Source organism: Dyadobacter sp. 32 (assembly GCF_902506755.1).
Classification (GTDB): Bacteria; Bacteroidota; Bacteroidia; order Cytophagales; family Spirosomataceae; genus Dyadobacter.
In genome coordinates this window covers 758,497-780,232 of the sequence record NZ_LR735258.1, presented here as the reverse complement: position 1 = coordinate 780,232, position 21,736 = coordinate 758,497, and the positions used below count along the sequence as shown (strand labels likewise).

Here is a 21,736-nt window from a genome sequence, read left to right as displayed (position 1 = left end):
GCGTTAGCGAATAGCCCACCGGCAGGGTAAAGCTAATCGCTAATAGCCAGCTGCTAACCGCGTATTTTTCAATAGAAAACCTTAACCTTACTATGTCAAAAAAACTTAAAACCGGCGTGATTGGCCTGGGTCGGATTGGACAAATCCACCTGAGCAATCTTGTACACCACATGCCTGACGCAGAAGTGATTATTGCTTCGGACGTGTCTGAGGAATCTCATGCATTTGCGTACCATCTTGGCATTAAAAATGTTACCACAGACGCATACGAGGTGATCAACCATCCGGATGTAGAGGCCATTATCATCTGTTCGCCTACCCCTTATCACGTTCCGTATACGGTGGCGGCTGCGCAACAGAAAAAGCATGTGTTTTGCGAAAAACCGCTTGACGTGACCATTGAGGCCATTCTGGCTGCTGAAAAAGCGGTTGCTGATAATGGAGTAAAATTGATGCTTGGCTTTAACCGACGCTTCGATGCCAATTTCAGCAATGTCCGGAGTTTGGTGGAAAAGGATATAATCGGCGATCCGCACATTCTCCGCATTACCAGCCGCGACCCTGCGCCGCCACCGGTAGAATACCTGAAAATATCGGGAGGGATCTTCCTCGACATGTCTATCCATGATTTTGATATGGCCCGATATATTGTAGGGAGTGAGGTGAAAGACGTTTTCGTAAAAGGAGATGCGCTGATACATCCGGAGATCAAGGATTTTGGCGATATAGATACCGCCGTTATCGTGCTAACCTTCGAAAACGGAGCCATTGGTGTGATCGACAACAGCCGTAAGGCCGTGTACGGCTACGACCAGCGATTGGAAATTTTTGGTTCAAAAGGGATGGCCAAAGCCGAAAATAACACAACCGACTCGCTGATCCATTTTGACAGCAGCGGCGGACACAGCGCTTTACCGCTTCACTTTTTTCTGGAAAGATATGAGTCGGCCTACCGTGTCTGCCTGAAATCCTTTATAGATTGTGTACTGCACGACAAACCTTCACCGGTAAATGCACACGACGGTCTGATGGCAACCGCCATTGGTATTGCAGCAATGAAATCGTTGACCGAAGGACGTGCTGTGCAAATAAATGAGATACTGGAATTCAGTCATGCTTAATAGCTGACCTGGTTTCCATCCTATGTATTACATTGCACACTTTACGAATTGCAAACGTTTGCAATTCGTAAAGTACAATTAATATTCACTTTCATTATATAAAACCCTGCATGTCGAACACTGGTTTACAAACGCTGGATTATATTGTCTTTTTCACCTATCTCATCGGTGTATCTGCTTATGGTTACTGGATTTACAACAGAAAAAAATCAAAAGAGGTAAGTTCGACAGACTACTTTTTAGCGGAGGGCTCACTCACTTTCTGGGCCATTGGGGCATCCATCATTGCTTCCAATATCTCCGCAGAGCACTTTATAGGCATGTCGGGCTCAGGGTTCGCTATTGGTCTGGCCATTTCTTCCTACGAATGGATGGCCGCGGCATCGCTCATTGTGGTTGCTGTTTTTATCCTTCCGGTTTACCTGAAAAATAAAATTTACACCATGCCGCAGTTTTTGCGGCAACGATATAATCCTACTGTGGCAACGATCATGGCCGTATTCTGGTTGTTGCTCTATGTGTTTGTAAACCTTACCTCCATTCTATATCTTGGCGCGCTGGCACTGGAAGTCACCGCCGGACTCGACTTCACTTATGGTATTGTCGGTTTGGGACTTTTTGCGGTGATCATCACCATTGGTGGTATGAAGGTAATCGGCTATACCGATGTGGTGCAGGTAATCGTACTCATTTTGGGCGGATTAGCCACCACCTACCTGGCCCTGGATCTGGTATCACAGCATTTCAACAGACCTGGAATTTTCAATGCATTGGCTTTATTAAAAGAGCAGGGTGACAGTCATTTCCACATGATTTTGCCAAAAGACAATCCGTTTTATAAAGATCTTCCCGGATTGTCTGTGATTATTGGTGCCATGTGGATCAACAACCTGGCCTATTTTGGCTGTAATCAATACATCATTCAACGCAGTCTGGGCGCCGATCTTTCTACAGCCCGGAAAGGGATTTTATTTGCTGCGGTTTTAAAATTGCTCATTCCGATTATCGTCGTTATTCCCGGAATAGCTGCTTACGTTTTGTATCAAAATGGGATGTTTCAACAGGAAATGCTGGATCCGGCGGGTGTCGTCAAACCGGATCACGCCTACCCGGTTCTACTCAACCTGCTTCCTTCCGGCCTCAAAGGAATGGCATTTGCTGCGTTGACCGCGGCGATCGTTGCCTCACTGGCTGGAAAAGCGAATAGTATCTCTACGATTTTCACGCTGGACATTTACAAACAATACATCAATCCGCAGGCGAGTGAGGTGAAACTGGTTAAAATTGGCCGCATCACCATCTGGGTGGCCATGGCTATTGGCGTCATCATCGCCCCACAGCTTCGTGTACTGGAACAAGCCTATCAGTTTATCCAGGAATACAGCAGTTTTATCACGCCAGGGGTTTTCGCCATCTTTATTTTTGGTATGTTCTGGAAAAGGACAACCTCTGCCGCCGCTTTAACAGCAGCTTTGCTCACCATTCCACTTTCGACGGCCGGTAAGTTCTTGTGGCCCGACATTCCCTTTCTGGACAGAATGGGAATCATATTTGTGTTGCTCAGTGCCGTTATCATCATCATGACTTTGGCCGATCCAAAGAGTAGGTCAAACCCGAAAGGATTGGATATCGACAGTGCTATGTTCAGCCCGGGCAGAGGGTTTGTTATTGCTTCGATTGTGCTCTGCGGAATATTGGCGGCTTTGTATACGGTGTTCTGGTAGGAAAGTTTGGTAAGGAAGGTTTCACGCAAAGTAAAATAAGACAAACGCCTAGACCGCAAAAGTCTTATGCGGCCTTTGCTCTTTTCTTACCTGCTTTGCGTGAAAATTTTTAAAGTGCAGAGAGCACAAAAGCCTTACGCGGTCTTGGCTCTTTTACTTACCAGCTTTGCGTGAAAATTTAAAATGATATGCTTCTAACCACAAAACAACTCTTCCAGAAATGCTATGGCCGCTATGCTATTCCGGCTGTGAATGTATTTTTTATGGAAGAAATACATGGACTTTTTGCTGCCGCTCAGGAGGCGAATGCACCTTTTATTGTACAGACAACACCTTTTGCAAGAGATTATGCACATGCAGATATGTTGATTTCCATGATCGAGTCGGCGGCGCGGATTTACCCGAAAACCGTATTTGCCATTCACATGGATCATGGCTACGAATCCCACATTTTTGATGCCATTGAAAAAGGTGGCTATACTTCGGTGATGATAGATGCCTCCCATGATGCTTTTGCACAAAACATACAACGCACAAAAGCCGTTGTTGACAAAGCCCATGCGAAAGGAATTAGTGTAGAAGCAGAATTGGGTGTGCTGGCCGGGGTGGAAGACGATCTCACAGTAGACGCCGCTCATTCTTTTTACACCAATCCACAGGAAGTGGAGGATTTTGTAAAAGCAACGGAATGTGATAGTCTGGCCATTGCAGTAGGAACAAGCCACGGAGCCTACAAGTTTTCCGGGGGACAAGGTTTACAACTTCATATTCTGGAAGAAATACAGGCGCGTTTACCCGGATTTCCATTGGTGCTGCATGGGGGTTCAAACGTGAGTAATGAAGTAGTTGCACGAATCAACGCCGCAGGTGGCAGAATTAAAACCGACGCTAAGGGCGTGCAGGACGAGGAGGTTCGGAAAGCGATTCCGTTGGGTATTTGCAAGATCAACATCGCCACGGACATGCGCCTGCTGTGGACGATGGTAAACCGGGAATTTTTCCGGGATAAACCGGATGAATTTGCCCCCACCACGCCCGGCAAAACATTTATGGAAGAATATAAAAAATTTATGACCGGAAAATTTGATCTGTTCGGATGTACAGGTAAAGCCGCAGAGTTCCAACACCAGTAAGATAAGAGTTAACAGCTCAATACAGCAAGAACGCTCAGGACCAATAGGCCGTGATTCAGCAAATAATGACCATTTCCTGACAATCCCTGACAAAAGTTAAAATATAGAAATGAAGCTTTCATTACAAATAAAGAAGCGAAACGAATTATGAAAACCAGACGCTTAACCGTAGCCCAGGCTACCATAACATTTTTAAAAAACCAATACATTGAAAGGGATGGTGTAGAAACACTCTATTTCGGAGGTTGTTTTGGCATATTCGGGCACGGGAATGTAGCCGGCCTCGGCCAGGCATTGCAGCAAAATCCGGATTTCAGATTCTATCAATGCCGCAACGAACAATCGATGGTACATACTGCCGTGTCATACGCCAAGGTGAAAAACCGGCTCGGTGCTTTTGTATGCACCACATCCATCGGACCTGGTGCTACAAACATGATCACAGGGGCTGCTCTGGCGACCATTAACCGGCTACCTGTTTTGCTTCTACCAGGTGACATTTTCGCCACCCGTGAGCCCAATCCGGTATTACAGCAACTCGAAAGTGCCGGCACGCAGGACATTTCCGTAAACGATTGTTTCAAACCCGTATCCAAATACTGGGACAGGATCAACCGTCCGGAGCAGCTCATTTACTCCCTGCCCGAAGTAATGCGGGTACTGACCTCCCAGGCTGAAATGGGCGCGGTAACACTATCAATGCCACAGGATGTACAAACATTTGCCTACGACTACCCGGAAGATCTTTTCAAAAAGAGAGTCTGGAAAATTGGCCGCCCAAGGCCGGATGTGAATCTGATTCGGGAAGCTGCGGAATGGATCCGTAACTCAAAAAATCCGGTAATTGTGGCAGGAGGTGGTGCCATTTACAGTGACGCTTGCGATGTACTGCACCAGTTTGCCACTGCTACCGGAATACCAGTCGGTGAGACCTTTGCAGGAAAGGGAGCCGTCCGTTTCGATCAGCCTTACAGTATTGGCGGGCTTGGCGCGACGGGCACAAAATACGCCATCGAAGTAGCCAATGAGGCGGATGTTGTCATTGGCATCGGAACCCGGTACAGCGACTTCACCACGGCTTCTAAATCCATTTTCAAAAACCCGGACGTAAAGTTTATCAATATCAACATCAGTGAATTTGATGCTTTCAAACATGCTGCACTACCAGTTGTGGGTGATGCCAAAGCAGTTTTGGAAGAGCTATCTGGCTTGCTTGCAGACTTTGAAGTGGCTGCCGATTATCGTCAGAAAATAGCAGACATCAACAAGGCATGGGACGACGAGGTGACCAAAATATATGCAGAAGGAAACGGAACCGTTGTTCCTATCGACCAGGCAGTTGTGATCGGAGCCCTCAACACCTTTATGGACGACAGGGATGTGATGATCAATGCTTCGGGAAGTGCTCCAGGTGACCTGCACAAACTGTGGCGTGCCACAGATCCCAAAAACTTCCATCTCGAATACGGTTTCTCCTGTATGGGTTACGAAATCGCAGCCGGGTTAGGCGCGAAAATGGCCGACCCCACCCGGGAAATATACGTGATATGTGGCGATGGAGGATATCTGATGAACAATCATGAAATTGTGACGGCGGTTCAGGAAGGTATAAAATTCACGATCCTGCTACTAAATAACAATGGATATGCCAGTATTGGAGGTCTTTCGGAAAGCATTGGCGGTGAAAGATTTGGAACCCGTTATCAATACCGGGACGAAAACACCGGTCAATTGTCTGGTGAATTCCTGCCCGTGGATCTTGCCAAAAATGCAGAAAGCCTGGGTGCTATTGTGATCAAAGCAACCGATAAAAAGTCACTGGATGAAGCCTTGGCCCAATCCAAAAAGAACGACCGAACTACAGTCATTTACATCGAAACCAACTTGTACCGAACCGTAAAAGGCTACCACGCCTGGTGGGAAGTTCCTGTTGCAGAAGTATCCACCTCGCCTTCGGTCCAAAAAGCTTTTGAAACATATAAAGAAAATAAAAAAGAGCAGAGGATATTTTTGTAGGAAGGAGGTAGAGAAGTTAGAGTAGGTAAGGAGTTAGAGTCGATAGTTAAGAAGGCATTGGTTAGAAATTTAGAAGTTAACCAACTAGTAATAAAACACCTACAAAATAACCCTTACCCATGTCCCTAGTCGCACCGGCGACCCGGTTCTCTTCATTCTTCATTCTTCATTTTTAATTTTTAACTAAACCGATGAATTTCGAAAACATAAAACTGGGCGTTGCGCCTATTAACTGGACCAACGACGACATGCCCGAACTGGGCGGAGAAAATACTTTTGAACAGTGTGTCAGCGAGATGGCCCTGGCTGGCTTTACCGGTTGCGAGGTTGGGAATAAATTCCCACGCGATACCAATGTACTTCGTAAGGCTTTGGAAATGCGGGGACTGCAAATTTGCAACCAGTGGAACAGCTATGAGCTCACTAGCAAATCGCTGGCTGAAAACCGGGAAAGTTTCACCAAACTGCTTGACTTCCTCGAAACGATGGGTGCCAAAGTGATTGGTGGTGGTGAGACAGGTAACAGCTGCCAGGGACAGATGCATGTGCCTGTATTTGAGGGAAAAGGTATGCTCAAGACCGATGACGAGTGGAACAGCTTCACCTTCGGGCTGAATGAATTAGGTAAAATCGCCCGTGACCGGGGCATGAAGCTGGCTTTTCACCACCACATGGGCACCTGCATCCAGACCATGGAAGAGACCGATCGCCTGCTGAACGAAACCGATCCTGAAAATGTATATCTGAATTACGACTGCGGGCATTTTCATTTTGCGGGAGAAAACCCGGTGACTGCCTTGAAAAAATACATTGGCAGAACGGCTCACATTCACCTGAAGGATGTTCGGGCAGATATCCTGCAAAAAGTACACGACGAAAAACTGAGTTTTCTTACGGCTGTGAAACAAGGCGTTTTTACCGTTCCCGGAGACCCCGAAGGCTGTATTGATTTTCCATCCCTGTTTGAAGTAATTAAGCAAAGCGATTACAACGGCTGGATCGTTTTGGAAGCCGAGCAGGATCCCGCCAAAGCCAATCCGCTGGAATACGCCATCATAGCCCGGAAATTCTTTAATAGGTTGACCGGAATATAACTCACTATTCAGCCCCTTTGCGCAGTTCGGACGCAAAGGGGCAGAGTGATTTAACCAGGAAATAATTCCCTATAGATCTGGGCAGTCCTCAGCCATAAAATCGTCCAGATCTTTCTTGGTTGCACCCGTATAGAAAGTAGCGCAGCTTTTGTAAAAATCACTAACCGCATTTTTATAGGCTTGGCAATTTGCCTTGGTTGGGCTCTGGGAAAAAGTTGTGGCAGCGGTAGTCACTTTTTCTGCATTATTGCCACAATTCATGGGGCTAGGGGTTTTATCCTTTCCACAGGACATGGACAATGCCAGTGCGCAAAATGCTGCATAACTGATAGAATTCCTGAAAAGTTTTTGCATGACGAATTTTGTTTTTTTACAAATTTAGGCACGCATCAAAAATCAAAATAGCGTAAAATTACCTGTTCTTGTTATCAAACCGAATTAATGAGTAACCGGTTAACAGGATAGATAATATGCTTTAACAGGATTAAAAAAAACGAACAAAGGGCCTTCCTGCCAGTGGTGAAAACGGCCACGGGATAAGTGCAAGAATAACAATTAATGCTACTGAAAACCATAAGAGCATGATCCGGAATTTGAGATGATGCGCGGTCTGCCTTTTGGCCAGTGCTGAGCCTATACTGATCAACATGATGGCAATGAACATGAAAAACATGTGAATCAGCCCAAAAAACGCGCTGTCGCCGATCCGTACTGCTTCCCGGAAATGTTGCCAGAAATACTTTATTATCGGACTTTGAAAGTAGAGCGTAAAACCGATCATCAGCTGAATATGTGCAACGGTTGCCGTTACATGGCGAACGGTATCGTCCTGCTTCGTAAAGGTGTGACCGCCCGAATAACCCTTATACGCCCTGAAAACAGAATAGGCTAAGCTCAACAAAACGAGCCATCTGGTAGCGGAATGAAAAATCAATAGTGCCTGATACATGTATAAAATTCGTACTGACTACAAAAATATCAGATTCAAATTTCATTTGTAAGGAACACAGGGAAAAGACAGCATCATTCTGCTCTTTCCACATAGATGGCCCGGTTATCATTTTCTAACATTGTGGTCGTTCTGCATTCACTTACATCTGGAATATTTTGTGCCCCACCTGGACCGCAACACTTTCCATATAGCAAACGTAATAGCTATAAACAAGCATGAATCATTGCCTATGCATTATCAGTTACCTTTTATTAAAACTGATTCAACATGTTATATTTAAAAATCCGAAGCACTCTGACCATATTTCTGGCTGTGTTGCTCATATACAGCTGCAAGGATAAGGATATTTCGCCGGCAGATGAGACCGGAACTTCCGCCACAACCACATCCGTCAATCAGTGGATTTATGAAGTCATGAATGATGCCTATTTCTGGTACAAGACCATGCCGGCAGCTGCTACGCTCGATAAAACAATTGATCCTGAAGCGTATTTCGAAAAGCTGGTTTACCAGCGCAGCACCACAGACCGGTTCTCCATGGTGACAGATGATGTGGATGCCCTCCAGGCAGAATTCAATGGGGTGAGCAAAATTTTTGGCATCGGTTATTCCCTTTCGTATCTGGACGATTCCAAAACCAATATGGGGCTATTCCTGAATTTAGTTGTGAAAGGAAGCCCCGCCGAGGCGCAAGGCTTAAAACGTGGTGATATCGTGGTGAAAATTAACAATACATCAATAACAGCTACTAACTATCAGACCCTATTCGGCAGCGGGGAAACAGCCTCATTCACAATGGGAACTTTATCCAACGGAAAAATTACCGCAACCAGTACTGTCATATCTGTAACCAAAGCAGAAGTGAGCGAAGATCCGGTGGTATTCTCCACAGTAATCAGCAAACCGGACTATGGGAAGACGATCGGGTATCTAGTTTACACCCAATTCGTCCCGGGTACAGCGCTTGACGAAAACAAATACGACAACGAACTGCGTCAGGTTTTTGCCGATTTCAAAAGCCAGGGGGTGAACGAACTTGTGCTGGATCTCCGGTTCAACTCAGGTGGGTACATCAGCTCGGCAGAAACCCTGGCATCACTCGTCGGAAAAGGCATTTCATCGTCCAAAATATTTTACAAGGAAAAATGGAATGACAAATACACCAGCTATTGGCAAAAAATGAATGGAGCCAATGCGCTGAATTACAATTTTTTGAATGAAACAAATAATATCGGCTCAAACCTTTCTCGGGTATTTGTGCTGACCTCCACCGGAACAGCCTCGGCCAGCGAACTGGTGATTAATTGTCTCAAACCTTACATGGATGTCGTCACCATCGGAGAGCATACCGCCGGTAAGAATCTGTTCGGGTCCTTAATCAGCGATGAAGAAAAGCGCTGGAAATGGGGCGTTTACATGATGTTAGGACAAACGTCCAATGCCAATGATCAGTCGGACTACGGAACGGTCAATGGCATGACGCCGACCTATCTTGTTGAAGATTCTTCCGTACCCTACAAGGCGTTCGGCGATGAAAGTGAGACACTGCTCCGAAAAGCGCTTGATGTAATGGGAATTCCTGCAAGCAATGGTGGGCGTCTGGCACCCTCTTTAACGGTGGAGCGATTGCTAAAAGAAAGTCTCAGAGATAATTTGCACCCAGGCGAGAAAAGGATGATCAAAAATATTGGGATTAACCCCTAAAAATAGAAACCTGAATCTGTCATGAAAAAGGGGGTGTCGAAATACATCCTCTTTTCATTCACTTTCAACTGGAATTTAGTGGTCGACATGAACTGCTAAAGGTAGTATCTATCTCATTTACATTCCTGAAACCCGGAGGCCACTGGGCACTTTTTCGGGGATGGATTTGTCAAAATTATCATCGTTGAGGCAATTCAAAAATTCAACGATTCGAGAGATATCTTTAAAATTGACATCCATGTGCGTGGCCAGGGTGTCCATCTGGCTGCGTTTAACGAGCGGGTTAATGACTTTGCCGCCTGCAATATCTTCATAAAACATCAACACCTGGTCCAGGGTGGTAAATTTTCCACTGTGCATGTAAGGTCCTGTGTATCTGAGATTTCGTAATGTAGGTGTCCGGAATGCATAGTCACCCTTGATGCCTGCATCACTTTCCTTCCTGTTGCCACTATCGGGAACCCCTAGCGTATGCATCTTAAAATCCGAAAACATCGGTCCAGAATGGCATTTGGCGCACCCCGTAGTCAGAAAGGCATTGAGTCCTTCCTTTTCACTTGTAGAAAGCGCAAGGCTGTCTCCACGCATGTACTGATCAAACCGCGTATTGTTTGCGATCAACGTCCTTTCGTAAGCCGCTATGGACCTGGACAGATTCTTTTTGTTAACAGGATCCTTGTCATTTCTAAATGCCTCTGAAAAGAGGGACCGGTATTCGGGAATGCCTTTGATGCGAAGAATTATTTCGTCCAGAATGTGTTCATCCGGATAGGCATTACCCCGCATTTCTTCAAGTGTTTTGATGGGTTCCAGCGCCTGCTCTTCCAATCCTTTGACCCGCATATCCCAAAACATGGGTGCATTTTCGGGATGATAGGGTTCATGATTTGTGAGTCCGTTGAAGGCCGTGTTAAGGACACTCTGCGAGTTGCGTTTCACAAAAGGAATATCATTGGGATCCAAAAAACGACGTTTACTGCCCATTCCAACGCCATTCACACCTATGGAGGTTTCTAAAAATTCGGCATAATTGAACTCAGGTTGGTGACAAGTAGCGCAGGACACATCTCTATTTCCCGACAATATCGGATCGAAGAACAGCAATCTCCCCAGCTTCACTTTTTCAGGGGTGGACGGGTTATCGGCCGGATGGGTTACCTGCAGAGGGAGCGCCCCCAAATCGGCAATGGTTTCCGGGGTTCCCCTTCTGTTTCCCCGAAGTGATTCTTCCTTATGTCCACATCCAATGCTCACAATGGCCATCAGGAAAAGCAACCATGGGAATGATGACACAAAAACTGCGCTCTTCTTCCAAAACAATGATAAAACACAATGTGCAAAAACCATATTACCGACAGCTTTCCTTTCAAAACTTATTAAAACAGCCCGCCCTATCCTACTCCATTAAAATCGTATACCATGATACTCCGTACTTTTCACACTTACGGATCCTTGTTTGACTTGCTATTTAAAAAAACCACACGGATTTCGCTTACATGGATCCATTTTCTTCGCATGCAATTCGGCCAAACTTAGGTTCTGATTTCATTGCTTTCCGAGGATGAATGATCATCGCTCCCTGATAAAGCTCAGGCCTTGATTCAGCTGCTCATTAAACTCTCCAATCGTTGCAGAATGGAGCGCCTGGTGCATTTGCTTTCGAATTTGCTTAAACTCATTGTGCAAGGGACAGGGCTTTGTTTCTGAGCAATTTTTGAGCCCCAAACCGCAACCAACGAATATTTTGTCTCCATCCACCACCCGTACCACGTCAGCCAAGGTGTGGTTGCGCCCTGCCATGTCGATATAAAACCCTCCATTAGGCCCTTTCACCGACTGTATTAAATCTCCTTTACTTAAGTCCTGTAAAATTTTGGCAATAAATGGCTCCGGAGCATCTATGCCGGCGGCGATTTCCCTTATACCCACTTTCCTGCCCTTTTCGGATTTTTGAGCTACAAATATCACTGCTCTTATCGCATACTCACAGGTTTTGGAAAAAAACATCGTAGCTGATCATTTTACCTGACAAAGATATTGGCAACAGATCAAAAATAAAAGAGTTTTTTGTCTTTTATTAAACACAAAAAAAATTACATAGAGAAACCAAAAGCAAATTCATGACTTTAATAGCTGAGCAACTTTCATCCGAATCGGGTCCTGTTCCACTTTACACTGATGGCGGACCCTTCCGCCAGAAATACGGAATCGGGAACAACTTTGTTGAGAAAGGCAAAGTCTTTGCCATACATGGATTCAAAATCACAGTCGATTTCGTACCGAGTCACCTCATTCACAAGCCATTTCGGGTGTTGGACCTGGTACTCTTCCGAGCGACGCTCGCCAATGCTGGTGTAACCATAATAATGCTCAAATATGAATTCCTCCTGGCTACCCACCCTCATAGGTCTGTTTTTGACCCGGGCTTCGGCATAGATACTTCTCCATTCGTTACCATTGATCCACTGATACTTCACGTGCTTTAATTTCTGACCAACAGCCCATTCATGATTCGTGGGAACGGCTACATAATGCTCTTTGTACAGATAGTTGGCGATCCAGGCCACGAGGCGGTTCGGTACCGTTTCATTGATAAACACTACACCCCGGCGCACTTCGTCGCCCACTTTGCGACTTACGTAAAACCTTAAATTTATCTCCTCAAAGGTTCCCAGAAATGGAATTGGCAGTCCAAAAATCCGGGTACTCCGGAACAGAAACCCCACCAGACTCACAAAAGTTTTTCCATCATGAAAATCCAACTCCGTTCCATGCGGAACATAGGGTAAAAGTATTTCGGGAGCAATGCTGTAATTGGCCATGACAAGATTTTCCCATTTTGCATTCAAAAAGTTGGTCACGATCGTTGATTTAGGCGTTATAATTAACCAACAGAACTTTGGCAAAAGTAATTTCAAAGATCGCTTTCCGCCAATCGGATTGTAGGCTTCAGCAATATATAGTAACTTACCTGAAACTTAAAGACTATAAAAATGGGTAAGATCAAAGTAAAAGACGGTACCGAGATTTATTACAAGGATTGGGGAACGGGCCAGCCTATTGTATTTCACCACGGCTGGCCATTGTCCGGCGACGATTGGGACGCACAGATGATGTTCTTCCTGGCTCAGGGATTCAGGGTTATTGCGCACGACCGCAGGGGACATGGCAGATCTTCGCAAACTGCCGAAGGGCATGACATGGACACCTACGCCGCGGATGTAGCCGAACTTACAAAGGCGCTTGATTTAAAAGATGCAATACATATAGGACACTCGACTGGAGGCGGAGAGGTAATTCGCTATGTGGCAAAACACGGAAAGGGGCGGGTTGCCAAAGCCGTGCTTGTGAGCGCGGTTACCCCCCTGATGGTGCAAACTCAAGATAACCCGGATGGTATTCCTATGTCGGTATTTGATGAGATCCGGGTAGGAACATCCACCAACCGACAGCAATATTTTCAGGATTTCACTATGGCATTTTATGGTTACAATCGTGAGGGAGCCAACGTATCGCAGGGAATCCGGGACAATTGGTGGCGCCAGGGCATGACAGGTGCCATAAAAGCACATTATGATTGCATCAAAGCGTTTTCAGAAACCGACTTTACCGAAGACCTTAAAAATGTAGACGTTCCTGTATTGATTTTACACGGAGAAGATGATCAGATCGTTCCGTTTGAGCTTACCGCTGTCAAAGCCGCAAAACTGGTGAAAAATGGAAAATTGATTACCTACCCCGGTTTCCCGCATGGTATGCCCACAACCGAAGCAGCTACCATCAATAGAGATCTGTTAGCCTTTATAAAGGAAGAATAAATCCAACTGGATGGTGCATACTAAAAAGCTGACACATCCTCTTGGCAGCTTTTTTGTCGAACTTTACAAAACAAAAAATAAAAAACCTGCCCCTTTTAAAGGCAGGTTTTTCTATTCAGGGTGACAGATTTATTCCTCTCTTGTCTTTTCCTCCACTTTCTCCGCTGCCCTATTGACGCCCTTTTTGGTGGCTTTGTAACCCTTTTCAGTCGTTTCACCAACCGCTTTAGCCCCTTTCTTGACGCCCTTTTTCGTAGCCCTATAACCTTTTTCGGCCGTCTCTCCCACTACCTCTGCACCCTTTTCCACACCTTTGCCCACTGCCTTTGCATCTTTCTTTATCTCCTTGCGCGCTTTTTTAGCAGCTGTCCTGGTTTTATCAGCGGTCCTATCCGCTTTGGTTCTTGTGGTGTCCTGAGCGTATGCAAAAGTCCAGGCAAAGAGCAAAGCAATAATCATCAATCCTTTTTTCATCAAAGTCATGTTAGTTAAAATTGGTTTTAGTTAGCCCTATTTCCTCAAAAACAATCGTACCAATCCCATTTCAACTTGCTACATCACCCATCCACGAAAGCTACTCACCAAACCCTCAACAGGTAAAACAGCCTGTTCCGTAGCTCAGTTATGAACAGCTGATTTCCTGAAATAATAATAACCTACATCACTGATGCTGCGATCCATGATGGTGTTATAATGCATCCAGCCGTTTTGCTCAAAAAAATTAATAGCCGCCGCGGTCGACTTAAAAATCACTTTCTCCTGGGTACGCGGATCTTTCATCATCACATTGTCACTCCTCGTGATCATTCCCAGTGAATTGGTATTATCCTTCTGACCGTAGTCCACAAACACATCGATCGTCTTTCCGGAACCCCGGCGGTCAATAACCACCTCAATAACCCTCAGGCTATCTAAACGCGTAATATCAACATGGCCAACATATATCTGACCGAAAGAAACATAGCAGAAAAAGCTGCAAATAATTGAGAGAAATATAGTTTTCATAGCCTGAATTTTTAACAAAACTATCCATTATGGGACCACGATTATCGTTCATCATGTTATGAAATTAAGACCATTTGCAGTTTCCTATTGACATTAACCGAACACTCAACCCTGTGTTATGGGTCAAACAATTGCATTAGACTACTCTTATCTTGAATTCGCGCACAATTTGCGAATTTGTTTAGCATAGAAACAAAGGGCCATTACCTTTGTATGGTATCACGTTAATCAAATTAAATAGAATGCCTGTCAGTTTAGCTTTGGAAATTTCGGGATGGGCTCTGATCCTGTTTACACTGATCCCACTGATCAAAAATGACTACTGGACATTTCGTGTCTTTGAATATCCTCGTCTGCAAAAGCTTGCACTGAGTGTTTTCATCCTGATCGCCTATCTTGTTTTTGCACAAATAGAAACCGAAAGAAATTGGATATTCCTGATCGGCATCACATGCAATTCTCTCTTTCTGATCTATAAAGTGTTTCCTTTCACTTTTTTTGCGAAAAAGGTGCTGCTGAACGCGGACCGTATTGATCCGGAAAATGGGATCACGATTATCTCGTCTAACGTGTTTCAGGACAATACCAATACCATGGGCTGCATGGAGCTCCTTTCCAGGCATAATCCCGATGTGATTTTGTTATTGGAAACCGACAACTTTTGGTACGAAGGCACAAAGGAACTCAGCAACAATTATCCTTATCAGGTGCTTGTGCCGCTTGAAAATACCTATGGAATGCTCTTGTATTCAAAACTGGAGCTTGTAAATGCGGAAGTGCGATACCTGGTGGACGAGGAAATTCCCTCCATCAAAACGAAGGTCACACTCAAATCTGGAAAAATTATCCAGCTGTTCTGCGTACATCCTACACCGCCTGTACCTGGGGAAAACACGCATTCTACCGAGCGGGATAAAGAACTGCTGCTCATAGCCAAAGAAGTGAAGGAGTGTGAAATTCCTACGATTGTTGTCGGGGATTTGAATGATGTAGCCTGGTCATATACGACCGAATTATTTTCCAAGATCAGTGGGCTGCTGGATCCGAGAATTGGAAGAGGCTTCTACAACACCTTTCATGCCAAAACGCCATTACTTCGCTTTCCATTGGATCACGTGTTTTGCTCGACAGATTTCAAACTCAATGGTATGAAGAGGCTGGAAAATTTCAATTCTGACCACTTCCCGATTCTGATTAGTCTTCAATATGAATCGACGGCGGATTTGGAGCAGGAAGAACCGGAAGCTGACCAGGAGGATCAGGAACTAGCCGCAGAAAAAATAAATAAGCCTATACAATAACTTGTCAAAAGGAGCATAACAGCCACAGAGGAGCCTCGCTATTGACTGTGGCTCCACCAACCTTCCCACCGGGGTCAATTCTTAAGTCCAGATTCAAAACACTAATACTGATCCCTCGACCTATTCTCAACCGCACGCGCAACGATCCGGGCTCTAAGCTGGGACGCTCTGGGATCCATCGCGACGCTGTTATCGCGGGAAGCGTGTGAGGGCATATCCATGAACTGCTGGCCACCCGACTGGTTCCCATCCTCGCCAGAATAGCTTCCCGATGTTTCCGTTGCATGCTCGGCTCCATAAAAATCCAGTATGCCTGCGACCTTTTCCGCTTCTTCACTGGTATCAGTGTGGACGGTAACAATGGTTCCCTGCTGGCCGGCATGGGCATATTGGTCTACCTCATCGTCATCCGCACCAAATAATTCCCTAAAAAAAGAAGTAATCTTCTCCAAAATATCATTGCTATCCGCGCCCGAATCCGGCACTGGATCATCCGACTTATATGTAGCGGTTTTGATAGTAACCTGGGAATCTGCGAAACCATCCGCAATCAGATTCTTGCGTCCTTTCTCGGCCTGGCCGGCCTCTCGGAAGATGGAAACAACTGTATTTGCCATATTTGTAATTCAATTTTGTTTTTTACTTCTATCTCAAATTTCGTGCCGAATTAAATGATCCTGGAAATTTCATTTGCTTTCCTCCATGTTTTCAATCAGATTCCGATACTTGTCAACCTGCCCCTCGAAATTTCTGATACTCGTTTCATAGATCAGTTTTAATGCATCCAGATCCACCACATCTTTCTCATAAGCCGCATCTCCGTCCATGTTCCGGTCCAGTTTGGTCAACAGCTTGTCGAGCTTTTCCAACGACTTATTGTTCTGATCCAGCCGGTATAAATTCCAGTCGATCATGTACTGATAGTTCTTTTTTCGTTTATCCAATTTGCTCATGATGGTCGTCTTTACACAGCTATGTTCATTCGGAAGGAATCAAATTCTTTATTTCAGCCCAAACAGATACAGACCGTGCTTTAACCTTAAACGTTGCCCAACCATTTTCATCAATGGTGATCTCCTCTTCGAATTGGTTTAAAAGGTCCACAAACACTTTACCCGCATACCTGACACCCATCTCCATTTGCTTGCCCCCCTCCTCACCATTTGAAATTACGACGGCAAGTCCCGATCCCTCGAATTCATCCAATCCCTGTCTTGTCCAGCCGATACAGTTGGGGTGATCGAAGTAATCCGTTTGCAGACCGTAGGACAGATACTTCCTGGCGTGCAGAAGGACTTCCATGTTATCCAGGCGTTTCAGCGTAATCTCATACTCGACACCATCATTTCCATGGTCTTTGTATTCCGCACCATACAGGTCAGTGTAAAAAACGCATGGATAACCCTGCTCCCGGAGCAAAATTAGTGAATAAGCAATAGGCCGAAACCAGGCTTCAACAGTCTGTTCTAGGGATTGAAGGGGCTGCGTATCGTGATTTTCAACGAGGGTCACCGCAAGTTCAGGATGTACCTGCACCAGGGTATTGTCGAAAATGGTGCATAGATTGTAATCACTGTTCTCAATGGAAGCCTTATAAAAATTCCCCTGAAGGGGCGCATCAAATAAGGACATCCTGCCTTCCGTGGTTTCGATGCACTTCAGTAGAGATTCTAAATCATAGGGCGACCAATACTCACCCACCGTGTAAAATTCCTGGTTATATTTACCTCGAAGGTGATCCAGCCATTCATTGAAAAAATGTGGATCGATATGCTTGATTGCATCAAGACGAAAGCCGTCGAATCCGAGATTTTCGTATAACCACTCACCCCAACGTTTCAATTCCTCCCGAACATGTGGATTTCTGAATTCAATGTCGCAAAACATCAGATAATCGTAGTTTCCATTTTCCAAATCCAGCACGTCCTGCCAACCCTCCCCATACTGATTCTGAATGCTAAAAATGGCTGTCTCGTCGTTCAATGCATCATAATCTACGCCAGAAAAGCATTGATAATCCCAAACGAACTCAGAATACACACCGTTTCTACCGGGAAACGTAAACCGTGTATAGGCCTCAATCTCATGCGGTTCACTGATAAACTCATTCCGGTTTTCCGGAACAACCTTCTTCACCAGTACCTTTTCTTTTTCATCAGCCCCTCCCATGTGATTGAGAACAATATCCATGTACACACGCAAACCGGCCTCTTTACCCGCCGCAATGGCATCCATCAGCTCCGACTTTGTCCCGTATTTGGTCCGGACAGATCCCTTTTGGTCAAACTCCCCCAGGTCGTAAAGATCGTATGAATCGTATCCGGTCGAGTCGGCTCCGTGCATTCCCTTCTGAGCCGGAGGAAGCCACACGGAGTCAATGCCAATATTTTTGAGCCAGCCTGCTTCGCTTTTGAAATGATTCCATAAACGACCATCGGCAGGATAGTACCACTCAAAAAATTGCAGCATCGTAAAATTTTCCATTTATAAAAACATCATTTGGAGTTACACTCGGCGCGAAACTGTAAAAATTCATGCCGGGATTTATGCCCCAATCCGGATATAATTACATCCGCCCGGAATATCTGAGAAAGATCATGCGGTAAAACCGTTGACTGGCACGTGATTAATACTAAAATTGCAGAACCAAAACGATCGACATTTTATGAGAATGAAGGGAAGAAGCACAATTGTTTACAATGTGTATACGCCAACAAACATTATTGCCATGCTAAGGCCGAGAAGACAGGACGGCCAGTCTGTAATACAAGAGGGTTTCGAAATTACACCACCGGTTCCATTTTCAGAATATACGGATATTTACAACAATCCATGTCAACGGGCCATATTGCCTGTAGGACAGGTAACAATCACCACCCAGGTTCAGGCTCAGGTGAATGTGACCAAGCCCATCCCTATGCCCGTTCCGGAATACGTATTGATTGATGATTTGCCCGATGATGTAATGCATTATCTACTTCCCAGCCGATATTGCCAGTCGGATGTCCCTGAAATAGGCAAACTAGCCATGGAAATTGCAGGGAATTTCAAACCGGGCTATGATCAGGTGGAGGAGATTCGTAAATGGATACATCAGCATGTAAAGTATCAGTACGGCGTTTCCAATTCATTCACGACCGCACTGGACACCGCCCAAAGCCGGATTGGCGTTTGCAGGGATTTTACGCATCTTGCGATTGCACTCTGTCGCAACCTCAGCATTCCTGCCCGAATGACCGTCGGCTATCTCGATAAGTTGCAGGAAATGGATCTACATGCCTGGTTTGAAGTGTATATCGGGGGAGGATGGTATACATTTGATGCCGTACAGCCACAGACTGAGGGGTATCGCATTGAAATTGCCCATGGGCGTGATGCGGCAGACGTGGCGATGATTACACAGTTCGGGAATGCAACGCTCCAGTCGCTGCATGTAGAAGTGGAACTTTTAGATGCGCCCGACAGCAACTGACCTTATTGGATGTAAAATATGACCGGGCATCAAGGAAGCCCGGTCACATCCGCCCCGGCGCCCCGGCCACCTCTCACATTTCACATATATTTAACCCGGATGCCAGCCTTATTTGCATCACCCTTGATATTCATTTTGAACTCATGGAATGACGGTTTTTTCAATTTCTCCATAAAAAAATTAGAGAAGCCAAATCCTTCTTTTGGCACACCCACAAAGTTCTTCTCCAGTTTTCCGTTCTTATTTTCGTCATCCACGAGCACCAGACCGTAGGTTCCCGGATCCAGTTTGACATTAACCACCATTGTTCCATTGACTAACCCCTTCTTGTCGAAAGGTATCTTTTTAAATGGAATCTCCTCATCAAAGGATTTTTCATCCTTAAATACGCTGACCACCACCTGACCTTTTGCCGACCGGATACCAGACACGGTTATCTGCGTATTACTCTGTGCCCGGAGATCATTCGTAGACATCACAATGAGCACTCCGGCCAATAATTTCAATCGAAGATTAGTTTTAAAACGCATTGTTAATCGTTGTGATGAAATAGTCGTTGAATTACAAAATTAAAAAGTTTTTGCACCCAACAAGGACAATTCGAACAGAATCTTAATGAACTAAATGTTGAATATGCTACCATGCACCGATCAGCTGCAAGCACTATTTTGTAGTTTTGCCCTTACGCAAGAATGACTCCCCATCATAAGCGCCAGTTAATAACGCCTAAAATAAAGAATCACATACTTCTTTGTTGTTTACTATAATGAATTGTAAAAACATTACCATACACTACAACGGTAAGAAAATCCGTCATAGTGTATGGTGGCAGGGTTGACTTATGATGATTCCCTTAAAGAGGCGTGAAATGATGCTGCGGATGAGGGAAACAGGAGTAAAATTATATAAACTATTGATTATCAATAGAAAAACCAGTTCTTTTCAAAATATCACTTCCGTTCCACACCTTACTTACGATCAAACATACTCAGAAGCAGTCCACCCATTACGGCTCCGTACAACGTACTATTGACGGGTCGTGAGGTAATAAGGCAGGTTCCCGAATTGCAACCTATAAAATGATAATACAGGTATCCGGCTACGGCGCCTGCAACCATGCCTGATGCAGTTAAAATAATCGTTTTCTTTGTCATATTTTCCTGGTTTTTGAAGTGAGGTCAATTGTAACATTCAGATACAAATTATGTTCTTTTCTGAGTGTTGCATCTTTGGGTGGCAATCTGCTGATAAATAAATAACCCAATTCAACGCCATAGTATTTGCTCAACTTTTTATTGGCAAAGACACCGAACCGCTGGTGGTCATAAAAATGACTACTATTGGTACCTGCCAGGTTGAGTAATAACTCGTGCTGAATACCCATCTTGTAACGACTCCCTAAATCATACTCCAACCCCAGCTTCTGACGAAACCTGAGAACACTGGCACTTTCGGTGAAGTTCCGGTATTCGGCCACTGTGCGGCTTACAACCGCCAGCCTGCTTGCGAGGGGATACTTAAAATTGATCCCCAAGCTGTTTCTGTATTCTCCCAGCGGACTTTTACCAATTGATGCGCTTTCCCGGGTAAGGCTGTATAACGAATAGTAGGCCAGTGGAGACACATCAATCCGCACATTTTCATGGAGAGAATAATAGAACCAGGGGCGAACCGAATACAGTAAATTATGCCGGAGCGGATTGTTACCTGAGTAATCATCCTGTCGGCGGTGCTGCAATTCAAAATCTCCTGTTATTCTTTTAGTAAGTCTGTAGTGCCCTGTCAGCCTGAACCAACTATTTACGTTTGTCTGCGCCGTTGTAGACAATGACGTTACCATCAGCACTACCCACAGAATGAAGCTTTGCACCCATTTCATGATCAATGGGGCAGAATATCTCTCAATTTTCCATACACCCAGGTACCGCCAATTGCGCTCAAAAGCACCACACTTACCACAGTTGCTCCAGTACCTATTTGCGCGAACAAAGGTCCCGGGCAGGCACCTGTTAACCCCCAGCCCAAGCCAAAGATCAGGCCTCCGTAAATTTGACCTTTGTTGAACTTCTTTGGTGTGAAGGTAATGGCTTCTCCATAAATGGTTTTGATCCTGAGCATTTTGATCAACCACACCGAAATAATGCCGACCACCACGGCAGAACCGATGATGCCGTACATATGGAACGACTGAAGCCGAAACATTTCCTGGATCCTGAACCAACTGATCACTTCGGCCTTTACAAAAATGACACCGAACATCAGCCCTACGACGAGATATTTAAAATTGTGGTACCACTTGTGTTGCAGATGCGATTCGTTGATACAAATGGTGTCTTGCGAACGTATTTCAAAATCTAATTGTATATCTGAATTTGAGAGTGAATTCTGCATAAAAT

23 protein-coding genes are annotated in these 21,736 nt (G+C 45.0%); 9 read left to right on the top strand and 14 right to left on the bottom strand.

The window, feature by feature from the left end:
* Positions 1–92: 92 nt before the first annotated feature.
* The 5 genes from iolG to iolE all read left to right on the top strand — a co-directional run bounded on the left by iolG (position 93) and on the right by iolE (position 7,088).
* Entirely contained in the window at positions 93–1,121 is a 1,029-nt protein-coding gene (gene iolG, locus DYADSP32_RS03045) for an inositol 2-dehydrogenase (protein ID WP_149244091.1), read from the top strand.
* 110 nt (positions 1,122–1,231) lie between these two features.
* The gene (locus DYADSP32_RS03040; RefSeq protein ID WP_149244092.1) at positions 1,232–2,845 is read left to right on the top strand and encodes a sodium/sugar symporter; all 1,614 of its coding nucleotides are present in this window, start codon (positions 1,232–1,234) and stop codon (positions 2,843–2,845) included.
* A 188-nt stretch (positions 2,846–3,033) separates the two neighbouring features.
* Complete coding sequence (locus tag DYADSP32_RS03035; RefSeq protein ID WP_149244093.1) at positions 3,034–3,978, top strand: class II fructose-bisphosphate aldolase; 945 nt, start codon at positions 3,034–3,036, stop codon at positions 3,976–3,978.
* A 147-nt stretch (positions 3,979–4,125) separates the two neighbouring features.
* Positions 4,126–5,994 carry a 3D-(3,5/4)-trihydroxycyclohexane-1,2-dione acylhydrolase (decyclizing) gene (iolD, locus tag DYADSP32_RS03030; RefSeq protein WP_149244094.1) on the top strand — a complete coding sequence of 623 codons (1,869 nt, stop codon included), beginning with the start codon at positions 4,126–4,128 and terminating at the stop codon, positions 5,992–5,994.
* Between the two features lie 191 nt (positions 5,995–6,185).
* On the top strand, positions 6,186–7,088 hold the full coding sequence (gene iolE, locus DYADSP32_RS03025) for a myo-inosose-2 dehydratase (RefSeq protein ID WP_149244095.1): 903 nt from the start codon (positions 6,186–6,188) through the stop codon (positions 7,086–7,088).
* 69 nt (positions 7,089–7,157) lie between these two features.
* Here the strand turns inward: iolE and DYADSP32_RS03020 are convergent, their stop codons facing one another.
* Both DYADSP32_RS03020 and DYADSP32_RS03015 read right to left on the bottom strand, forming a co-directional pair.
* On the bottom strand, positions 7,158–7,442 hold the full coding sequence (locus DYADSP32_RS03020; protein ID WP_149244096.1) for a hypothetical protein: 285 nt from the start codon (positions 7,440–7,442) through the stop codon (positions 7,158–7,160).
* Positions 7,443–7,572: 130 nt separating this feature from the next.
* On the bottom strand, positions 7,573–8,037 hold the full coding sequence (locus DYADSP32_RS03015; protein WP_149244097.1) for a hypothetical protein: 465 nt from the start codon (positions 8,035–8,037) through the stop codon (positions 7,573–7,575).
* Between the two features lie 270 nt (positions 8,038–8,307).
* On the opposite strand from DYADSP32_RS03015, the gene DYADSP32_RS03010 reads away from it, so the two are divergent.
* Positions 8,308–9,744 carry a S41 family peptidase gene (locus tag DYADSP32_RS03010; RefSeq protein ID WP_414617473.1) on the top strand — a complete coding sequence of 479 codons (1,437 nt, stop codon included), beginning with the start codon at positions 8,308–8,310 and terminating at the stop codon, positions 9,742–9,744.
* Between the two features lie 117 nt (positions 9,745–9,861).
* Here DYADSP32_RS03010 and DYADSP32_RS03005 read toward each other — a convergent pair whose 3' ends face one another.
* From DYADSP32_RS03005 to DYADSP32_RS02995, 3 genes are all read right to left on the bottom strand, one after another.
* Positions 9,862–11,037: a cytochrome-c peroxidase gene (locus tag DYADSP32_RS03005; protein WP_414617472.1), complete on the bottom strand. Its 1,176-nt coding sequence runs from the start codon at positions 11,035–11,037 to the stop codon at positions 9,862–9,864.
* Positions 11,038–11,313: 276 nt separating this feature from the next.
* Complete coding sequence (locus DYADSP32_RS03000) at positions 11,314–11,751, bottom strand: Rrf2 family transcriptional regulator (RefSeq protein ID WP_149244098.1); 438 nt, start codon at positions 11,749–11,751, stop codon at positions 11,314–11,316.
* 137 nt (positions 11,752–11,888) lie between these two features.
* Complete coding sequence (locus DYADSP32_RS02995) at positions 11,889–12,605, bottom strand: DUF2071 domain-containing protein (RefSeq protein WP_149244099.1); 717 nt, start codon at positions 12,603–12,605, stop codon at positions 11,889–11,891.
* Positions 12,606–12,737: 132 nt separating this feature from the next.
* On the opposite strand from DYADSP32_RS02995, the gene DYADSP32_RS02990 reads away from it, so the two are divergent.
* Positions 12,738–13,562 (top strand): alpha/beta fold hydrolase, encoded by an 825-nt coding sequence (locus DYADSP32_RS02990; protein ID WP_149244100.1) that lies wholly within the window; start codon positions 12,738–12,740, stop codon positions 13,560–13,562.
* Between the two features lie 129 nt (positions 13,563–13,691).
* Here DYADSP32_RS02990 and DYADSP32_RS02985 read toward each other — a convergent pair whose 3' ends face one another.
* Both DYADSP32_RS02985 and DYADSP32_RS02980 read right to left on the bottom strand, forming a co-directional pair.
* Positions 13,692–14,036 carry a conotoxin gene (locus DYADSP32_RS02985; RefSeq protein ID WP_149244101.1) on the bottom strand — a complete coding sequence of 115 codons (345 nt, stop codon included), beginning with the start codon at positions 14,034–14,036 and terminating at the stop codon, positions 13,692–13,694.
* Positions 14,037–14,180: 144 nt separating this feature from the next.
* Complete coding sequence (locus DYADSP32_RS02980; protein ID WP_149244102.1) at positions 14,181–14,567, bottom strand: hypothetical protein; 387 nt, start codon at positions 14,565–14,567, stop codon at positions 14,181–14,183.
* A gap of 242 nt (positions 14,568–14,809) precedes the next feature.
* On the opposite strand from DYADSP32_RS02980, the gene DYADSP32_RS02975 reads away from it, so the two are divergent.
* A complete protein-coding gene (locus tag DYADSP32_RS02975) occupies positions 14,810–15,868 on the top strand; it encodes an endonuclease/exonuclease/phosphatase family protein (protein ID WP_149244103.1) in 1,059 nt (352 codons plus the stop codon).
* Between the two features lie 101 nt (positions 15,869–15,969).
* Here DYADSP32_RS02975 and DYADSP32_RS02970 read toward each other — a convergent pair whose 3' ends face one another.
* The 3 genes from DYADSP32_RS02970 to DYADSP32_RS02960 form a co-directional block, all read right to left on the bottom strand.
* Complete coding sequence (locus DYADSP32_RS02970) at positions 15,970–16,485, bottom strand: hypothetical protein (RefSeq protein ID WP_149244104.1); 516 nt, start codon at positions 16,483–16,485, stop codon at positions 15,970–15,972.
* Positions 16,486–16,554: 69 nt separating this feature from the next.
* Positions 16,555–16,821: a hypothetical protein gene (locus DYADSP32_RS02965; protein ID WP_149244105.1), complete on the bottom strand. Its 267-nt coding sequence runs from the start codon at positions 16,819–16,821 to the stop codon at positions 16,555–16,557.
* Between the two features lie 25 nt (positions 16,822–16,846).
* On the bottom strand, positions 16,847–18,352 hold the full coding sequence (locus DYADSP32_RS02960) for an alpha-amylase (protein WP_149244106.1): 1,506 nt from the start codon (positions 18,350–18,352) through the stop codon (positions 16,847–16,849).
* A 187-nt stretch (positions 18,353–18,539) separates the two neighbouring features.
* Between DYADSP32_RS02960 and DYADSP32_RS02955 the strand changes: the two genes are divergently transcribed.
* On the top strand, positions 18,540–19,340 hold the full coding sequence (locus DYADSP32_RS02955; protein WP_414617471.1) for a transglutaminase-like domain-containing protein: 801 nt from the start codon (positions 18,540–18,542) through the stop codon (positions 19,338–19,340).
* Between the two features lie 80 nt (positions 19,341–19,420).
* Here the strand turns inward: DYADSP32_RS02955 and DYADSP32_RS02950 are convergent, their stop codons facing one another.
* From DYADSP32_RS02950 to DYADSP32_RS02935, 4 genes are all read right to left on the bottom strand, one after another.
* Positions 19,421–19,870, bottom strand: coding sequence for a DUF2141 domain-containing protein (locus DYADSP32_RS02950; protein WP_149244108.1), 450 nt, complete (start codon positions 19,868–19,870; stop codon positions 19,421–19,423).
* Between the two features lie 438 nt (positions 19,871–20,308).
* Positions 20,309–20,494 (bottom strand): DUF6132 family protein, encoded by a 186-nt coding sequence (locus tag DYADSP32_RS02945; protein ID WP_149244109.1) that lies wholly within the window; start codon positions 20,492–20,494, stop codon positions 20,309–20,311.
* A complete protein-coding gene (locus DYADSP32_RS02940; protein WP_149244110.1) occupies positions 20,491–21,219 on the bottom strand; it encodes a DUF2490 domain-containing protein in 729 nt (242 codons plus the stop codon). Before DYADSP32_RS02940 ends, DYADSP32_RS02945 begins: the two co-directional genes overlap by 4 nt.
* Before the next feature lie 2 nt (positions 21,220–21,221).
* On the bottom strand, positions 21,222–21,731 hold the full coding sequence (locus DYADSP32_RS02935; protein WP_149244111.1) for a DUF6691 family protein: 510 nt from the start codon (positions 21,729–21,731) through the stop codon (positions 21,222–21,224).
* Positions 21,732–21,736 lie beyond the last annotated feature (5 nt).